Here is a 15,030-nt window from a genome sequence, read left to right as displayed (position 1 = left end):
CCCATCCGTGCGGCAAATACCTACATACTCGGGCATAAGACTGCGCCCGCTTACCCCGAACCTACTTCCGTTACACAACCGACGGACAGCTGATTGCTACCCGCAGGCTGCTCCGCACAGCCCCGTGACAACGGGTCCGTAGCTTCGTTTCTGTGCCCGCCAGGACCGCGGGACGGCAGTAACTCAGGCACAGGGCCGGGGAAAACGGGGATCGGGAGGCGGTTGATCATGGCGCAGGGCGAGGTGCTCGAATTCGAGGAGTACGTCCGCACTCGACAGGACGCGCTGCTGCGCAGCGCCCGCCGGCTGGTCCCCGACCCGACGGACGCCCAGGATCTGCTGCAGACGGCTCTGGTCCGGACGTACGGCCGCTGGGAGACCATCGAGGACAAGAAGCTCGCGGACGCCTACCTGCGCCGGGTCATGATCAACACGCGCACCGAGTGGTGGCGGGCCCGGAAGCTGGAGGAGGTCCCGACCGAGCAGCTGCCCGACGCGTGCGTGGAGGACTCCACCGAGCAGCACGCGGACCGCGCTCTCCTCATGGACATCATGAAGGTGCTGGCTCCGAAGCAGCGCAGTGTCGTGGTGCTGCGACACTGGGAGCAGATGTCCACGGAGGAGACGGCCGCCGCCCTCGGCATGTCGGCCGGAACGGTCAAGAGCACGCTGCACCGGGCGCTCGCCCGGCTCCGCGAGGAGCTGGAGTCACGCGACCTCGACGCACGCGCGCTGGAGCGTGAGGAGCGGGAGCGTTGCGCGGCCTGACCGGCACGGGGTCCAGCAGGGGCCCGGCGAGTGCACAGGCGGTGATCACGGCGACGGTCGTGCTCGCCGCCGTCGCCCTTTTCGCCGCGGCGTGCGGCACCGGCGGCACCGGAGCCCGTGACGAGGGCCCGGCGCACGCCGGCTCGGTCGCGCCCGCCCCGGCCGCCAAGTCCCCCTCACCCAACCCGTCGCAGACGTACGAGAAGGTCGACGCGGTCGCCCTGGTGAAGGCCGACCCGGCGGTCTCGGGCACGGTCAAACGGGACCTGAAGCCGTGCTCGGGCGACGAGTACCCCGTCGACGTGACGTACGGCGATCTGACCGGCGGCCCGGTCGAGGACATCGTGGTGAACGTCCTGACCTGCGGGGACGCGGTCGGGGTCGGGGCGTACGTCTACCGCAGGGAGAGCGGCGCGTACAAGAACGTCTTCAAGGCGGAGGAGTCCCCGGTCTACGCGGAGATAGACCGGGGCGACCTGAGCGTGACCAAGCAGGTGTACGAGAAGGGCGACCCGGTGTCGAGCCCCTCCGGCGAGAACGTGATCACCTACGGCTGGTCCGGGGGACGCTTCGTCCAGGAGGACTTCCACCACACCGACTACGGCAACGCGTCCGGCAGCGGCGACGAGCCCACGCCGGTGCCCTCCGCGGCCGGCTGAACCAGCCGCACCGGCCGTACCGGCCGTACCCACTTGATCCCCCCACCGACCACCGACCACCGACCACCGAGAGAGCCGGGATGGCAGACCAGACCCACGTCCTGTTCGTCGAGGACGACGACGTCATCCGCGAGGCCACCCAGCTCGCCCTGGAGCGGGACGGCTTCGCGGTCACCGCCATGCCCGACGGCCTGTCGGGCCTGGAGGCCTTCCGCGCCGACCGGCCCGACATCGCCCTGCTGGACGTGATGGTCCCGGGCCTGGACGGGGTGAGCCTGTGCCGGCGCATCCGCGACGAGTCGACCGTCCCGGTGATCATGCTGTCGGCGCGGGCCGACTCGATCGACGTGGTGCTGGGCCTGGAGGCGGGCGCCGACGACTACGTCACCAAGCCGTTCGACGGGGCCGTCCTGGTCGCCCGGATCCGGGCGGTGCTGCGCCGCTTCGGGCACGCGAGCGGCGGCGAGAAGCCGCACGAGGACGCGGCGGAGGCGACGGGCGGCCTGCTCACCTTCGGCGACCTGGAGATCGACACCGAGGGCATGGAGGTGCGCCGGGCCGGGCAGCCGGTCGCGCTGACGCCCACCGAGATGCGGCTGCTCCTGGAGTTCTCCTCGGCGCCGGGGACCGTGCTCTCCCGCGACAAGCTGCTCGAACGCGTCTGGGACTACGGCTGGGGCGGGGACACCCGCGTCGTCGACGTCCACGTGCAGCGACTGCGCACCAAGATCGGCCAGGACCGGATCGAGACGGTCCGCGGTTTCGGCTACAAGTTGAAGGCCTGAGCGAGGCGGTCATGCGGGGGTTCTCCAGCCGGTACCGGGGTCCGGGGTTGCGCACCGGACTCAGATGGAAGCTGAGCGCGGCGATCGCGCTGGTCGGCGCGCTGGTCGCGATCGCGTTGAGCCTGGTGGTGCACAACGCCGCCCGGGTCTCGATGCTGGACAACGCGCGCGAGCTGGCCAACGAGCGGCTGCAGATCGGCCAGCGCAACTACGAGCTGTACGGGAGGGCGAACTTCCCCGACGTCAAGGTCGACGACCCCCGGCTGCCGCGGGCCCTGCGCGAGCGGGTCGACGCGGGCCGCCGGGCGACCGACGTGGTCGACCACGGCAGCGGCGCGCCGGACATCTGGGCCGCGGTGCAGGCCAAGGACGGGCGGGTGCTTTCCCTGCACAGCACGTTCGCCAACCGCAGCAGCAATGTGCTGAAGGACCTCGACCAGGCTCTGGTGATCGGGTCCATCGCGGTCGTCCTCGGTGGCAGTGCGCTCGGCGTGCTGATCGGCGGCCAGCTGTCGGTCCGGCTGCGCAAGGCGGCGGCCGCGGCCAACCAGGTCGCCCAGGGCGAGCCGGACGTGCGGGTGCGGGAGGCGATCGGCGGGGTGGTACGGGACGAGACCGACGACCTGGCGCGGGCCGTGGACGCCATGGCGGACGCGTTGCAAAAGCGTCTTGAGGCCGAACGGCGGGTGACGGCCGACATCGCGCACGAGCTGCGTACGCCGGTGACCGGCCTGCTCACGGCGGCCGAGCTGCTGCCGCCCGGCCGTCCGACCGAACTGGTCCTGGACCGGGCGAAGGCGATGCGCACCCTCGTAGAGGACGTGCTGGAGGTGGCCCGGCTCGACAGCGCCTCCGAGCGGGCCGAGCTGCAGGACATCATGCTGGGCGAGTTCGTGGCCCGGCGGGTGGCCGCGAAGGACCCGGAGATCGAGGTGCGGGTGGTGCACGAGTCGGAGGTGACCACCGACCCGCGCCGGCTGGAGCGGGTGCTGTTCAACCTGCTCGCCAACGCGGCCCGGCACGGCAGGCCGCCCATCGAGGTGACCGTCGAGGGCCGGGTCATCCGGGTCCGCGACCACGGCCCCGGCTTCCCCGAGAAACTCCTCGCGGAGGGGCCGAGCCGCTTCCGCACCGGCAGCGAGGACCGGGCAGGCCAGGGCCACGGCCTCGGCCTGACCATCGCGGCGGGCCAGGCCCGGGTCCTGGGCGCCCGCCTGACCTTCCGCAACATCCGCCCGGCCGGGGCACCCGCGCACATCCCTGCGGAGGGCGCGGTGGCCGTCCTGTGGCTCCCGGAGCACGCCCCGACGGCCACCGGCAGCTACCCGATACTGCCGGGCCCGACCCAGACGGGGAACCGCTGACTCTCACGTGCACCCCGCGCCCGGCCTGGGTCACCACCAGATCCTCCACGAAACGCGCCCGGGCCACGATCGGCGCCCGGGTCCGCCGGGTCGCCTCGACGTCCATGTCCGGGCGGGCCCGCCAGCCCCGGCCGTCCGGGGCGTCCGGGCCGGCGAGCCGCAGCCCGGCCTCGTCCTCGATGACGTGCGGCGGCGCGTCGGCGCGCAGGTGCAGCGCCCACCACAGCGCGGTGCGGACGGCGGTGTGGTCGGGCCCGGTCTCCGCCGGCATGCTCAGAACTCCTTGGAGAAGTCGAGCTCTTCGCTGCGCTCGGTCAGCGAGTACCAGTTGCCGTTGTCGTCGCGGAAGATCGCCTCGATGCCGTACGGCCGTTCCTTGGGCTCCTGGACGAACTCGACGCCCCGCGCCCTGAAGGTCTCGTAGTCGCCGCGGCAGTCGTCCGTGCGGAAGGCGCCGGCTCCCATGACCCCCTTGGCGACCAGCCTGCGCAGCGCTTCGGCGGACTCGGGGTCGAGGCCCGGTCCGTCCAGGCGCATCAGGGCGAGTTCGACACCGGGCTGATCCTTGGCGCCTACGGTGATCCACCGCATGTCGCCCATCGCGATGTCGTCGCGCACCTCGAAGCCGAGCTTCTCGGTGAAGAAGGCCTTGGTGCGCTGCTGGTCGAAGGTCCACACCGTGGTGATGGCCAGGCCCTGGATCATGGGTCCGCTCTCCTGCCTGCCCGGCCTCGGCTTCAGCCGCCGGACGGTCGCTGTTCCTGTCCGTCACCGTAGGCAGCCGGGTCCGGGGCGCGCTTCTCGGAAGTTGCGCTTCTGGCCGGGAACCCGCCGGCCCAGAGCAGGGCGTAGCAGCCGGGGATGAGGGAGGCACCGCGGCCGACGTGCTCGGTCCGGTACTCGGTGGGGCTCAGCCCGGTGCGGGCCTTGAACCTCGCCGAGAAGGTGCCGAGGCTGCTGAAGCCGACCAGGTGGCAGATCTCGGTGACGCCGAGGTCCGCGCTGCGGAGCAGCTCTTCCGCCCGCTCGATCCTGCGGTGCGTCAGGTACTGGCCGGGGGTCTCGCCGTACGCCGCCTTGAAGGCCCGCAGGAAGTGGTAGCGCGAGTACCCGGCGTGCGCGGCGACCGCGTCGAGGTCCAGGGCCGGGTCGGCCCAGTCCCGGTCCATGGCGTCCTTGGCGAGGCGCAGCTGCCGCAGTTTGTCCACGCCGTCAATTCTCGGCCCGGGAACGACGAAGCGGGGGCCCCGGGGCAGCAGCCCCAAGAACCCCCGCACCCGGTCTCAGACCGCCTCGACCGCCGGCATCGGTGCCGCCTCGTCCGCCTTCTGCGGCCCGCCCCGCAGCGGGACCTCCTTCACGAAGACCGCCGCCACCAGCACCAGCACGGCGATCACGGAACCGAGCAGGAACGCCGAGTGGGTACCGGCCGACACCGCGTGCTGGTACGCCTCGCGCGCCGCCGCCGGCAGCTTCGCCAGGCTCTTCGCGTCCAGCTGCGCCGACTGCTCGGTGATCTTCGAGCCCAGCGAGCCGGCCCGCTCGGCCATGACCGCCTTGACCCGGTCGTTGAAGATCGCGCCCATGATGGCGACACCGAAGGACGAGCCGAGCGTACGGAACAGGGTGGTGGACGAGGACGCGACGCCCATGTCCTTCATCTCCACGCTGTTCTGCGCGACCAGCATGGTGATCTGCATCAGGCAGCCCATGCCGAGGCCGACGACGGCCATGTACACACCGGAGATGAACCGGGTGGTGTCCGTGTCCATGGTGGACAGCAGGTACAGGCCGATGGCGAGCAGCACGCCGCCCACCAGGGGGAAGATCTTGTAGCGGCCGGTGTTGGTGGTGACCCGGCCGGCGACCATCGAGGTCACGAGCATCGCGCCGAGCATCGGGAGCAGCAGCAGACCGGAGTTGGTCGCGGACGCGCCCTGCACGGACTGCTGGTAGAGCGGCAGGAACAGCGTGGCGCCGAACATCACGAAGCCCACGATGAAGCCGATGATCGACATCAGGGTGAAGTTGCGGCTGCGGAAGATGTGCAGCGGCAGGACCGGCTCGGCGGCCTTGGTCTGCCAGAAGACGAAGCCGATCAGGGCGACCACGCCGATGGCGATCAGTTCCATGATCCGCGCGGACGTCCAGGCGTACTGGGAGCCGCCCCAGGTGGTGACCAGCACGATCGAGGTGATGCCGAGGGTCAGCAGCGCGGCGCCCAGGTAGTCGATGCGCGTCTTGTTCCGCTTCTTCGGCAGGTGCAGGACGGCGCTGATGGCGGCCAGCGCGACCACGCCGAGCGGCAGGTTGATGTAGAAGGCCCAGCGCCAGCCCCAGTTGTCGGTGATGGTGCCGCCGACCAGCGGGCCGCCGATCATGGCGAGCGCCATGACGCCGGCCATCATGCCCTGGTACTTGCCGCGCTCGCGGGGCGGCACGAGGTCGCCGATGATCGCCATGACGCCGACCATCAGGCCGCCGGCGCCGAGGCCCTGGACGGCCCGGAACCCGATCAGCTGGCCCATGTCCTGGGCCATGCCGCTGAGCGCGGAGCCGATCAGGAAGATGACTATGGAGGTCATGAAGGCGCCCTTGCGCCCGTACATGTCACCGAGCTTGCCCCAGAGGGGGGTGGCCGCCGCGGTCGCGAGGGTGTACGCGGTCACGACCCACGACAGGTGCTCCAGACCGCCCAGCTCGCCGACGATGGTCGGCATCGCGGTGCCCACGATCATGTTGTCGAGCATCGCGAGCATCATCGCGACCATGAGCGCGAGCATCACGACCCGTACGCTCTTGGGCTCCTTCTGCGGCGTCTCGGCCGCTGCCGGGGCCTCCGGTGTCTCCTGGCCGGTCTCGGCCGCCTGGGTGTCCGCCATCTCTCCCACTCCCCCTGGCGACAGCTACTTACTTGCCGCCCGGCTAGTTCAGTACACTCGGAAGTTAGACCCGTTACTAGCCGGGCGTCAAGTAAGTTTACTAGCCGGGCGGCAAGCAAGTTTTCGCGGGAGTGCGAGGAGTAAGAGGATGAGCGTCACCATGGACGGCACCAAGCAGCAGCGCCGCGGGAACACCCGCCAGCGCATCCAGGACGTGGCGCTCGAACTCTTCGCCGAGCAGGGCTACGAGAAGACCTCCCTGCGGGAGATCGCCGAGCACCTCGACGTGACCAAGGCGGCCCTGTACTACCACTTCAAGACCAAGGAAGAGATCCTGGTCAGCGTCTTCGAGGACCTGACGCGGCCGATCGAGGACCTGATCGAGTGGGGCAAGGGCCAGCCGCACACCCTGGAGACCAAGCAGGAGATCGTACGGCGCTACCACGCGGCGCTGGGCGCCGCCGAGCCGCTGTTCCGGTTCATGCAGGAGAACCAGGCGACGGTCCGCGAGCTGAAGATCGGCGACACCTTCAAGGACCGGATGCGCGGCCTGCGGAACATCATCATCGACCCGGACGCGGCGCTGACCGACCAGATCCGCTGCATCAGCGCGCTCTTCACGCTGCACGCCGGCATGTTCGTGATGCAGGACATCGAGGGCGACCCGAGGAAGAAGCGCGAGGCCGTCCTGGAGGTCGCCGTGGACCTGGTGACCCAGGCCCACCGGGGCTCACACCCCGCGTGACCGCCGCTCAGACGGTCAGGCCCTTGGCGCGCAGGAAGGCGACGGGGTCGACCGCGGAACCGTAGTTCGGGGTCGTACGGATCTCGAAGTGCAGGTGCGGGCCCGAGGAGTTGCCGGTGTTGCCCGAGCGGGCGATGTGCTGACCGGTCTTGACGATCTGGCCGACCCTGACGTCGATGCGGGACAGGTGGGCGTACTGCGAGTACTGGCCGTTGCCGTGCTTGACGACGATGGCGTTGCCGTACGCGGGACCGTCGCCGGCGCCGTTGCCGCCGGCCTTGACGACGGTGCCGCCGTGCGCCGCGACGACCTCGGTGCCGCTCGGCACCGCGAAGTCCTGACCGCTGTGCCGGGCGGACCACATGCCGCCGGCCTGGTTGAAGGTCGCGGAGAGCGTGTACTTCTTCACCGGGTCGACCCAGGCGGCGGCGCTGGAGGTGGCGGCCGACGCGACCCCCGAGCCCACCACGGCCGTGACCCCGGCACCGGCGGCCAGAACGGCGGCCCGCCTGCGGAGCGAGGACGTACGGGGGGAGCGGAGAGTGGCGCGCAGGGACATCGGAACCTCGTGGAGTAGGCAGCAGGACCCCCCTCCGACGGCACCGGCCCACAGGGGTGGCCGCCGAACGGGGCATCTCTTGGTAACCCGGAGGCAGGCCTTCGCCCAAGCCCCCGCAGCTACGAGGCTTGCTAGTAAGAAAACCGAAAACTGACTGTTTCTTGACATATGCCGCTTGGGCCACCACCCCCGCCCCGACCTCGGCTCCTCGCCGACACCTTCCGGGCAAAAGCTCCTTCCGACCCGATATCGGGCTCTACTATCCCTCTTGGTAAGGGCCGTTTCACCCGTGCGGTATGTCACCGGTCCCCGTGATCCGCACCCACCGAAATGTGACGGGCACTACGCTGACCGGCATTCGCACGACTGCGGGGGTGGGCGCGGATGGATCCGGCGGTACTCGGCACGAAGCTCGCGTCGAGCCTTGTCGCTCCGCTCGTGAAGCGCCTCTTCGTACGTGACGCGGCCGGCGCCGGCCTGGTGGAACGGCCCGTACGGGTGTCCGCCCTGGTGTCCTTCCGGGGAGAGAAGCGCACGCTGACCGAAGCGGACGTGTACAAGATCGCCGGCGTCCTCGTCCGCCAGGCCCTCCGGTCCCCGGGGGAGCTCCCCTTCCCGGCCGACGAGGAGACAGCCGTCACCGACGCCCTCGCCCGTACCCTGCTCGCGCTCGGCGACCTCGACATGGACGACGTCCAGGCGGTCCGCCTGGGCCACGGCGAACTCGCCCGGGAGCTGCTGCGCCGGGGCCCGGCGCAGCAGCTCTCCGCCGACGCCGGGCACTTCCTGCACTCGGCCACCGAGTGGGCCTGCGTGCATGTGGTCGACTTCTTCACCCGGCGCTCCTCCTTTGTCGCCCGCACTTTGGTGGAACAGGTCCGTGGCCAGGCCGAACTGATCGCCCGGGTGGACGAGCTGATCGCCCGCACCCCCCGCCGGGACGGGCACGACAGCGCGTTCGAGCGCCGCTATCTCGCGTACCTCGCCAGGAAGCACAGCAAGCTGTTCATCTACGGCATCGACCTGATCAACTCGCCCGGCCGCTGGCCGCTGGACGCCGCGTACCTGAGCCTGCAGGCGACCGCGCCCAGCGGCCTGGCCGAGGAGATCGTCTACTTCGACACGGCCCGGCGGACCGCGGAACGGACCCTCATCGCGGCGGAGAACGCGTTACGGCAGGCGGCGACCGCGGGGCAGGGCCAGACCGCCCGGGAACGCGTCCACCAGGCCAGGGCCACCCTCGAACACGCCGTCTACCGCACCGCCTCCCTGGCCGCCCTGCATCAGACCTCCCGCATCCCGCTCCCGGCGGACGAGGCCCTGGCCGACCACGAGCGCATCATGCTGCGGGGGGAGGCCGGATCGGGCAAGACCACCCTCATCCAGTGGCTGGCCGTCTCCGCCGCCCGCCCCACCGGAGACAGCGGGCGCATGACGTACCTGCGCGACCGCATCCCGTTCGTCCTGCCGCTGCGCTCCCTGACCCGGCACGGGGGGCGGCTGCCCGCGCCGCAGCACTTCCTCGACGCCGTGGGCGCGGCGATCGCCGGGGAGCAGCCGGCCGGCTGGGAGGCTCGGGTCCTGGCCGCCGGCCGGGGGCTCGTCCTCGTCGACGGAATCGACGAGGTGCCCGAGGCCGAGCGGGCACTGGCCCGGGCCTGGCTCGTGGACCTGGTCGACGCGTATCCGGGCAACCGGTGGCTGATCACCTCCCGGCCGTCCGCCGTCCGGGAGGACTGGCTGGCGGACGAGGCCTTCACCGAACTGGTGCTGTCCCCGATGCGGCCGGAGGACGTGGTCTCCTTCGTCCGGCGCTGGCACACCGCCGCCCGGCCGGCCGCGCCGGGGGACGACAGCGACCTCGACCGCTACCAGGCCCAGCTGATCCATGCCGTACGCACGAAACCCGATCTCGGCCGGCTCGCCACCAACCCCCTCATGTGCGGGCTGATCTGCGCCCTGCACCGCGACCGCCGCGGCTTCCTCCCGCTCGGCCGCAAGGAGTTGTACGAGGCCGCCCTCACCATGCTGCTGGCCCGCCGCGACCGGGAGCGCGGGATGCAGAGCCCGGAGCTGCGGGAGGAACCGCAGTTGCAGATCCTGCAGCGGCTGGCGTACTGGCTCATCAAGGACGGCCGGACGGAGATGGCCCGGGAACGGGCCGTCGCCGAGATCGACAAGGCGCTGCCCGCCCTGCCCGAAGCGGCCGCGCTCGGCGACGCCGACACGGTGCTGGCCCATCTGCTGAACCGCAGCGGTCTGCTGCGCGCCCCGTCCACCGACACCATCGACTTCTGCCACCGCACCTTCCAGGACTTCCTGGGAGCCAGGGCCCTGCTCGACGAGGGCACCTTCGGGATGGTCCACAAACATGCCGCCGACGACCAGTGGGAGGACGTCATCCGCATGGCGGTGGCCCAGGGCCGGCCGCGCGAGCGCGGTCAGGTCCTGGGCGAGCTGCTGCGCGCGGACTCCCCGCGCGCCCTGCTGCTCGCCGCGTCCTGCCTGGAGCAGGCCACCGAACTGGACCCGTCGGTGCGCACCGCCATCGAGAACGGTGTCGCCGGGCTGGTACCCCCGCGCGACCTGGAGGCCGCCTACGAACTGGCGGCCGTCGGCCCTCTCATCCTCGACTTCCTGCCGGCCCCGGAGCAGCTCGCCTCCTCCGGGGCGGAGGCCCGCGGGGCCGACGGCGCCGTCGAGGCGGCCCACCTCTGCGTCATCACCGCCTCGCTGATCGGCACCGACACGGCGATCCCGTACCTCGCGGAGTTCGCCGAGCACCCCTCCTGGCAGGTCCGCAAGCAGCTCTCGGGCTCCTGGCACCGGTTCGACACGGAGGTGTACGGACGGGAGGTGATCGCCCGGCTCCGCCACGACGACCTGTACCTGGTCGCGCACTCCGCCGCCGAACTCGCGGCCGTACGTGCGATGGGCGGCCGTCGCTGGATGCAACTGGAGGGCGACTTCGCCCCGGAGGACCTGACCGCCCATCTGGACCGGGACCAGCTGACCCGGCTCGACCTGCGCGGCACCGTCAGGGACCTGTCGGTCCTGACCCGTTTCCGCCTGCTGGAGACGCTGTACGTCACCGAGTGCCCGCCCGAGGTCTTCCTCGCCGGCCTGGCGGAGCTGCCGCTGCTCGCCAAGGCCGGACTGTCGGCCCAGCATGCCGCCGTCTCCGCGCAGGCCGGGCTCGTCCTCCCCCAGGTCACCACTCTCCACGTCTACGACCTCGGCACGGAGCGGCAGTTGAGGTCCCTGCCGGCCGCGTTCCCGGCGCTGCGCGTGCTGCGCCTCCTGCTGCGGCCGGGCTACGACCCCCGCAAGGACAGCGGGCTGCTGACCGAGCTCTTCCCCGGCGTGTCGGTGCGGGTTGCCGCGGCGGCCCGCCGCGGCAACCACGAGTGACGTCCACGGCCCGCACCGTGTGATCGGCCTCTCAGCCCGGATTACCCTCCGGTAACCCCGCAGTTCCCCCCGCGCCACCCGGGCCTCAGATCATGTACCTGCCATCCGGCACGCCTACGGACGTGAGAGGACACCCCACACCGATGACCACAGGCACCTGGATCCGCCGCACAGCCGTCACCGCCGTCTCCGTGGCCGCGCTCGCCGGACTGGCCGCGCCGGCCCAGGCCGCGACGGAGAGCAGCTCCACCACGGTCGACTACGCCACCTGGCAACAGGACTGCCAGTCCGTGATGGACCAGGCCCTGCCCTACCTGAAGCAGCGCATCGCCGCCGCCGAGCCGGGCGAGAAGCAGGCGATCGTCTTCGACATCGACAACACCACCCTGGAGACCGACTTCGGCTTCAGCTACCCCCAGCCGGCCAACAAGCCGGTCCTGAACGTCGCCAGGTACGCCCAGGAGCACGGCGTCTCCCTGTTCTTCGTCACCGCGCGCCCCGGCATCATCTACCTGCCCACCGAGTACAACCTCGAACACGACGGCTACCAGGTCTCCGGCCTCTACGTCCGCGGCTTCCTCGACCTCTTCAAGGACGTCGCCGCCTACAAGACCGCCCAGCGCGTCGACATCGAGAACAAGGGCTACGACATCATCGCGAACATCGGCAACAGCGCCACCGACCTCTCGGGCGGCCACGCCGACAAGACGTTCAAACTGCCGGACTACAACGGCCAGTTGTCCTGACCCACCGCTAGGCTCCATCCGTTCACGGAAATCACGGGGGTGGGCGGATGGAGCCGGCGGTACTGGGCGGCAAGCTGGCGTCGAGCCTGATGGGCCCGCTGCTGAAGAAACTGTTCGTGGCCGACGGGCCGGGCGCGGGGCTGGTGGACCGGCCGGTGCGGCTGAAGAGCCTGGTGTCCTTCCGCGGCGAGAAACGCGCACTGGTCGAGAAGGACGTGCACAAGCTCGCCGAACACCTGGTCCGGCAGGCGGTCGACTCACCCGGTGAACCGCCCTTCCGGACCGGGGAACAGATCGCCGTCGCCGACGCACTGGCCCGCAGGCTGCTCGCGTTCGGCGATCTCGACATGGACGACGTGCAGGCGGTACGGCTGGGCCACGTCGAACTGGCCGCGAAGCTGACGCGCGCGGCACCCGCGCCCGACGGCCTCTCCTCCGACGCCTGCCACTTCCTCGACTCCGCGACCGAGTGGGCCTGCCTGCAGATCCTGGAGTTCTTCACCCGCCGCTCCACCTTCGTGGCCCGCACCCTGGTGGAACAGGCCCGGGCCGATGCCGAACTCATCGCCAAGGTCGACCAGCTGCTCGCCCGCTCGCCGCGCCCCGGCTCCCGCGACACCGCGTTCGAGCGCCGCTACCGCGCCCACGTCGCCGAACGCCACAACCACATCACCATCTACGGCATCGACCTGCGGGACTCCCCCGACCGCTGGCCGCTCGAAGTGGCCTATCTCAGCCTGGAGGCGACGACCGCCGACGACAGCGCCGTCCCCGGTGACGGCCCCGGCGCGGCCCCGGTCACCGTCCAGCTCCCCGCCGAGGAGGCCCTGCTCACCCACGACCGCGTCCTGCTGCGCGGCGACGCGGGCTCCGGCAAGACGACGCTGGTGCAGTGGCTGGCGGTGACGGCGGCACGCGAGGGCACGCACATCCCGTACGTCCTTCCGCTGCGCACCGTGATCCGCGGCGCGGACCCCTTCCCCGCCCCAGCGGCCTTCCTGACGGCGGTGGGCGGCCCGCTGTCGGCGCCCGAGGGCTGGGCGGAACGCGTCCTCACCGCGGGCCGCGGCCTGATCCTCGTCGACGGGCTGGACGAGATCCCCGCCAACGACCGGTACCGCGTCCGCGACTGGCTGCTCTCCCTCGTCCACGCCTTCCCGGGCAACCGCTGGCTGCTGACCTCCCGTCCCACCGCGGTCCGCCCCGACTGGCTCGCCGCGCAGGGCTTCAGCGAGCTCACCCTGGCCCCCATGCGCCGCGCGGACGTGACGACCTTCGTCCACCGCTGGCACACGGCGGCCGACGCCCCGCAGTTCGAGGGCCCGCTCCTCGACTCTCTGCGTACCAAACGCGACCTGGCCCGCCTCGCCACCAACCCCTTGATGTGCGGCCTGATCTGCGCCCTGCACCGGGAGCGGCGCGGCTATCTCCCCACCGGGCGCAAGGAGTTGTACGACGCCGCCCTCACGATGCTGCTGACGCGCCGGGACCGGGAGCGGGGCCTGGCGGCGGTGGACGAGGTGGAGCTGGGCGAGGAGGCCCAGCTGGAGCTGCTGCAACGGCTCGCGTACGCGCTGGTGCTGAGCGGCCGTACCGAGATGGACCTGGACACGGCCGAGGCGATCGTGGACCGCAGCCTGCCGGTCGTCGCACTGCCCGGCAACCCGAACGCCTGGACCGTGCTGCGCACCCTGCTGCTGCGCAGCGGACTGGTCCGGCAGCCCGCCGACGGCGTCCTGGACTTCGTCCACCGCACCTTCCAGGACTACCTGGGCGCCCGGTACGCGGTGGAGGAGGGCCATCTGGACGTCCTCGCCGGCCACGCGGAGGACACCCAGTGGGAGGACGTGATCCGCATGGCCGTGGCCCACGCCCGGCCCGGGGAACGGGCCTCGCTGCTACGGCGGTTGCTCGCCGCTCGGTCGCCCCGGCTGACGCTGCTGGCGCTCGCCTGCCTGGAGCATGCGGTGGCGCTGGACGCGGGCGTGCGGGCGGAGGTGGAGCGGCGGGCCGCGGAGCTGATCCCGCCGCGGACCACGGAGGACGCGAAGGTGCTCGCGGAGGCCGGGCCCCTGGTGCTGGAGCTGCTGCCCGGGCCCGAGGGGCTGACGGGGCAGGAGGCACGGAGCGTCACCGTCACCGCCTCCCTGCTCGGCGCCGACGAGCCGGAGGGAGCCCTCGGAGTGCTGCGCAGGTTCCGCGAGCACCCGGACCTCACCGTGCGCCGGCAGCTGGTGGGGACCTGGAGCCGCTTCGACGCCACGGCCTACGCGTCGGAGGTGCTGGACGAGCTGCCTCGCACCGGCCTCTATCTCACCTGTGAGTCCGCTGAGCAGCGGGCCGCCCTGCCCAGGATGCGGCCTTGGCGCGGTCTCGCGTTCCTGGGCCGGCACTCGGTCGGCCAGATCCTGGACGCGGTCCGCGAGCCCGGGGCGGTGACCCTCCTCGACCTGCGGGACAACCCGCTCCTCACCGACCTGGGCGATCTGTCGCCCTTCGGGGCTCTGCACGATCTGCTGCTGGCCCGCTGTCCGGCGGCGCACGGCCTGGAGCGGCTCTCGGAGCTTCCGCTCGCCGAGCTGATCTGCGGGCAGATCGCCGACGTCACGGGCCTGAGGTCGCTGGGCTCACTCGTCCGGCTCACCGTGGAACAGGAGCTCCCGGGCGACAGCCTCGAGGAGGTGCTGCCCGTCGACGCGGCACTGGAGTTCCTCTTCCTCGGCCGGAACAGCACGAACCGCACCGGGCTGCGCGGCCTGGAGCACTGGAGCAGCCTCACCGATCTCAGTCTCGGACCACTGACCGCGGAGCTGACGGCGGCCGACTGGCAGGCGGTGGCCGGGCTGTCCGGGCTGCGGACCCTGCATCTGAACGCGCGGATCCTGCGGGAGCTGCCGCTGTCCGTCGAGCGCATGCCGGAGCTCTCCGGCGTCAAGGTACTGCGCGTCCCCGGGCTGCTCGGCACCGAGGACCTCTCCGTCCTGGCACGCCGGCTGCCCGCGGTGCGCGCCGTGATCCTGCAGAACATGCCGGGGCACGATTTTCCCACGTCCCGGTTTTCCTGGTGCTTCCCCGCAGTGGACGTCAGCCTGGTGAAACGCTGAGGGGGCC

Annotated in this window: 12 protein-coding genes and 1 pseudogene; 8 read left to right on the top strand and 5 right to left on the bottom strand. The window is 71.4% G+C overall.

Translation table 11 applies throughout. The annotated features are described in order from the left end of the window. The first annotated feature begins 228 nt into the window (after positions 1 to 228). The 4 genes from ACFY0K_RS34095 (at position 229) to cseC (ending at position 3,576) form a co-directional block, all read left to right on the top strand. Positions 229 to 768: a SigE family RNA polymerase sigma factor gene (locus ACFY0K_RS34095; RefSeq protein WP_217559609.1), complete on the top strand. Its 540-nt coding sequence runs from the start codon at positions 229 to 231 to the stop codon at positions 766 to 768. After that, complete coding sequence (locus ACFY0K_RS34090) at positions 756 to 1,427, top strand: hypothetical protein (RefSeq protein ID WP_390643039.1); 672 nt, start codon at positions 756 to 758, stop codon at positions 1,425 to 1,427. The genes ACFY0K_RS34095 and ACFY0K_RS34090 overlap by 13 nt, the downstream gene beginning before the upstream one ends. An 80-nt stretch (positions 1,428 to 1,507) precedes the next feature. Next, entirely contained in the window at positions 1,508 to 2,212 is a 705-nt protein-coding gene (cseB, locus tag ACFY0K_RS34085; RefSeq protein WP_351960943.1) for a two-component system response regulator CseB, read from the top strand. 11 nt (positions 2,213 to 2,223) lie between these two features. Then, positions 2,224 to 3,576, top strand: coding sequence for a two-component system sensor histidine kinase CseC (gene cseC, locus ACFY0K_RS34080; protein ID WP_390643038.1), 1,353 nt, complete (start codon positions 2,224 to 2,226; stop codon positions 3,574 to 3,576). Positions 3,577 to 3,586: 10 nt separating this feature from the next. On the opposite strand, the pseudogene ACFY0K_RS34075 reads toward cseC, so the two are convergent. The 4 genes and pseudogenes from ACFY0K_RS34075 to ACFY0K_RS34060 form a co-directional block, all read right to left on the bottom strand. Continuing rightward, positions 3,587 to 3,847, bottom strand: a pseudogene (locus ACFY0K_RS34075) (class I SAM-dependent methyltransferase); the annotation flags it as partial. Between the two features lie 2 nt (positions 3,848 to 3,849). Further along, the gene (locus tag ACFY0K_RS34070) at positions 3,850 to 4,281 is read right to left on the bottom strand and encodes a VOC family protein (RefSeq protein WP_351960941.1); all 432 of its coding nucleotides are present in this window, start codon (positions 4,279 to 4,281) and stop codon (positions 3,850 to 3,852) included. A gap of 32 nt (positions 4,282 to 4,313) precedes the next feature. Continuing rightward, positions 4,314 to 4,775 carry a helix-turn-helix transcriptional regulator gene (locus ACFY0K_RS34065; RefSeq protein WP_390643071.1) on the bottom strand — a complete coding sequence of 154 codons (462 nt, stop codon included), beginning with the start codon at positions 4,773 to 4,775 and terminating at the stop codon, positions 4,314 to 4,316. An 84-nt stretch (positions 4,776 to 4,859) separates the two neighbouring features. Next, positions 4,860 to 6,458: an MDR family MFS transporter gene (locus ACFY0K_RS34060; protein ID WP_390643037.1), complete on the bottom strand. Its 1,599-nt coding sequence runs from the start codon at positions 6,456 to 6,458 to the stop codon at positions 4,860 to 4,862. Between the two features lie 148 nt (positions 6,459 to 6,606). Between ACFY0K_RS34060 and ACFY0K_RS34055 the strand changes: the two genes are divergently transcribed. Then, positions 6,607 to 7,203, top strand: a complete 597-nt coding sequence (locus ACFY0K_RS34055; protein ID WP_388604648.1) for a TetR/AcrR family transcriptional regulator — start codon at positions 6,607 to 6,609, stop codon at positions 7,201 to 7,203. A 7-nt stretch (positions 7,204 to 7,210) separates the two neighbouring features. On the opposite strand, the gene ACFY0K_RS34050 is transcribed toward ACFY0K_RS34055, so the two are convergent. After that, positions 7,211 to 7,762, bottom strand: coding sequence for a M23 family metallopeptidase (locus ACFY0K_RS34050; RefSeq protein WP_390643036.1), 552 nt, complete (start codon positions 7,760 to 7,762; stop codon positions 7,211 to 7,213). A 384-nt stretch (positions 7,763 to 8,146) separates the two neighbouring features. Between ACFY0K_RS34050 and ACFY0K_RS34045 the strand changes: the two genes are divergently transcribed. From ACFY0K_RS34045 to ACFY0K_RS34035, 3 genes are all read left to right on the top strand, one after another. Continuing rightward, complete coding sequence (locus tag ACFY0K_RS34045; protein ID WP_390643035.1) at positions 8,147 to 11,173, top strand: NACHT domain-containing protein; 3,027 nt, start codon at positions 8,147 to 8,149, stop codon at positions 11,171 to 11,173. A 143-nt stretch (positions 11,174 to 11,316) separates the two neighbouring features. Further along, a complete protein-coding gene (locus tag ACFY0K_RS34040; RefSeq protein WP_390643034.1) occupies positions 11,317 to 11,919 on the top strand; it encodes an HAD family acid phosphatase in 603 nt (200 codons plus the stop codon). Between the two features lie 47 nt (positions 11,920 to 11,966). Beyond that, the gene (locus ACFY0K_RS34035; protein WP_390643033.1) at positions 11,967 to 15,023 is read left to right on the top strand and encodes an NACHT domain-containing protein; all 3,057 of its coding nucleotides are present in this window, start codon (positions 11,967 to 11,969) and stop codon (positions 15,021 to 15,023) included. Positions 15,024 to 15,030: the final 7 nt, after the last annotated feature.

The organism is Streptomyces sp. NPDC001507 (genome assembly GCF_042894765.1).
Classification (GTDB): domain Bacteria; phylum Actinomycetota; class Actinomycetes; order Streptomycetales; family Streptomycetaceae; genus Streptomyces.
The sequence above is the reverse complement of the archived record's forward strand: the minus strand, read 5'-3'. Positions and strand labels throughout refer to the sequence as shown.

What these genes read in the sequence shown, in the direction of transcription:
- ACFY0K_RS34040 (WP_390643034.1), top strand. Translation starts at nt 11,317, where the DNA reads ATGACCACAGGCACCTGGATCCGCCGCACAGCCGTCACCGCCGTCTCC.
- ACFY0K_RS34035 (WP_390643033.1), top strand. Translation starts at nt 11,967, where the DNA reads ATGGAGCCGGCGGTACTGGGCGGCAAGCTGGCGTCGAGCCTGATGGGC.
- ACFY0K_RS34055 (WP_388604648.1), top strand. Translation starts at nt 6,607, where the DNA reads ATGAGCGTCACCATGGACGGCACCAAGCAGCAGCGCCGCGGGAACACC.
- ACFY0K_RS34070 (WP_351960941.1), bottom strand. Translation starts at nt 4,281, where the DNA reads ATGATCCAGGGCCTGGCCATCACCACGGTGTGGACCTTCGACCAGCAG.
- ACFY0K_RS34095 (WP_217559609.1), top strand. Translation starts at nt 229, where the DNA reads ATGGCGCAGGGCGAGGTGCTCGAATTCGAGGAGTACGTCCGCACTCGA.
- ACFY0K_RS34060 (WP_390643037.1), bottom strand. Translation starts at nt 6,458, where the DNA reads ATGGCGGACACCCAGGCGGCCGAGACCGGCCAGGAGACACCGGAGGCC.
- ACFY0K_RS34045 (WP_390643035.1), top strand. Translation starts at nt 8,147, where the DNA reads ATGGATCCGGCGGTACTCGGCACGAAGCTCGCGTCGAGCCTTGTCGCT.
- ACFY0K_RS34050 (WP_390643036.1), bottom strand. Translation starts at nt 7,762, where the DNA reads ATGTCCCTGCGCGCCACTCTCCGCTCCCCCCGTACGTCCTCGCTCCGC.
- cseB (WP_351960943.1), top strand. Translation starts at nt 1,508, where the DNA reads ATGGCAGACCAGACCCACGTCCTGTTCGTCGAGGACGACGACGTCATC.
- cseC (WP_390643038.1), top strand. Translation starts at nt 2,224, where the DNA reads ATGCGGGGGTTCTCCAGCCGGTACCGGGGTCCGGGGTTGCGCACCGGA.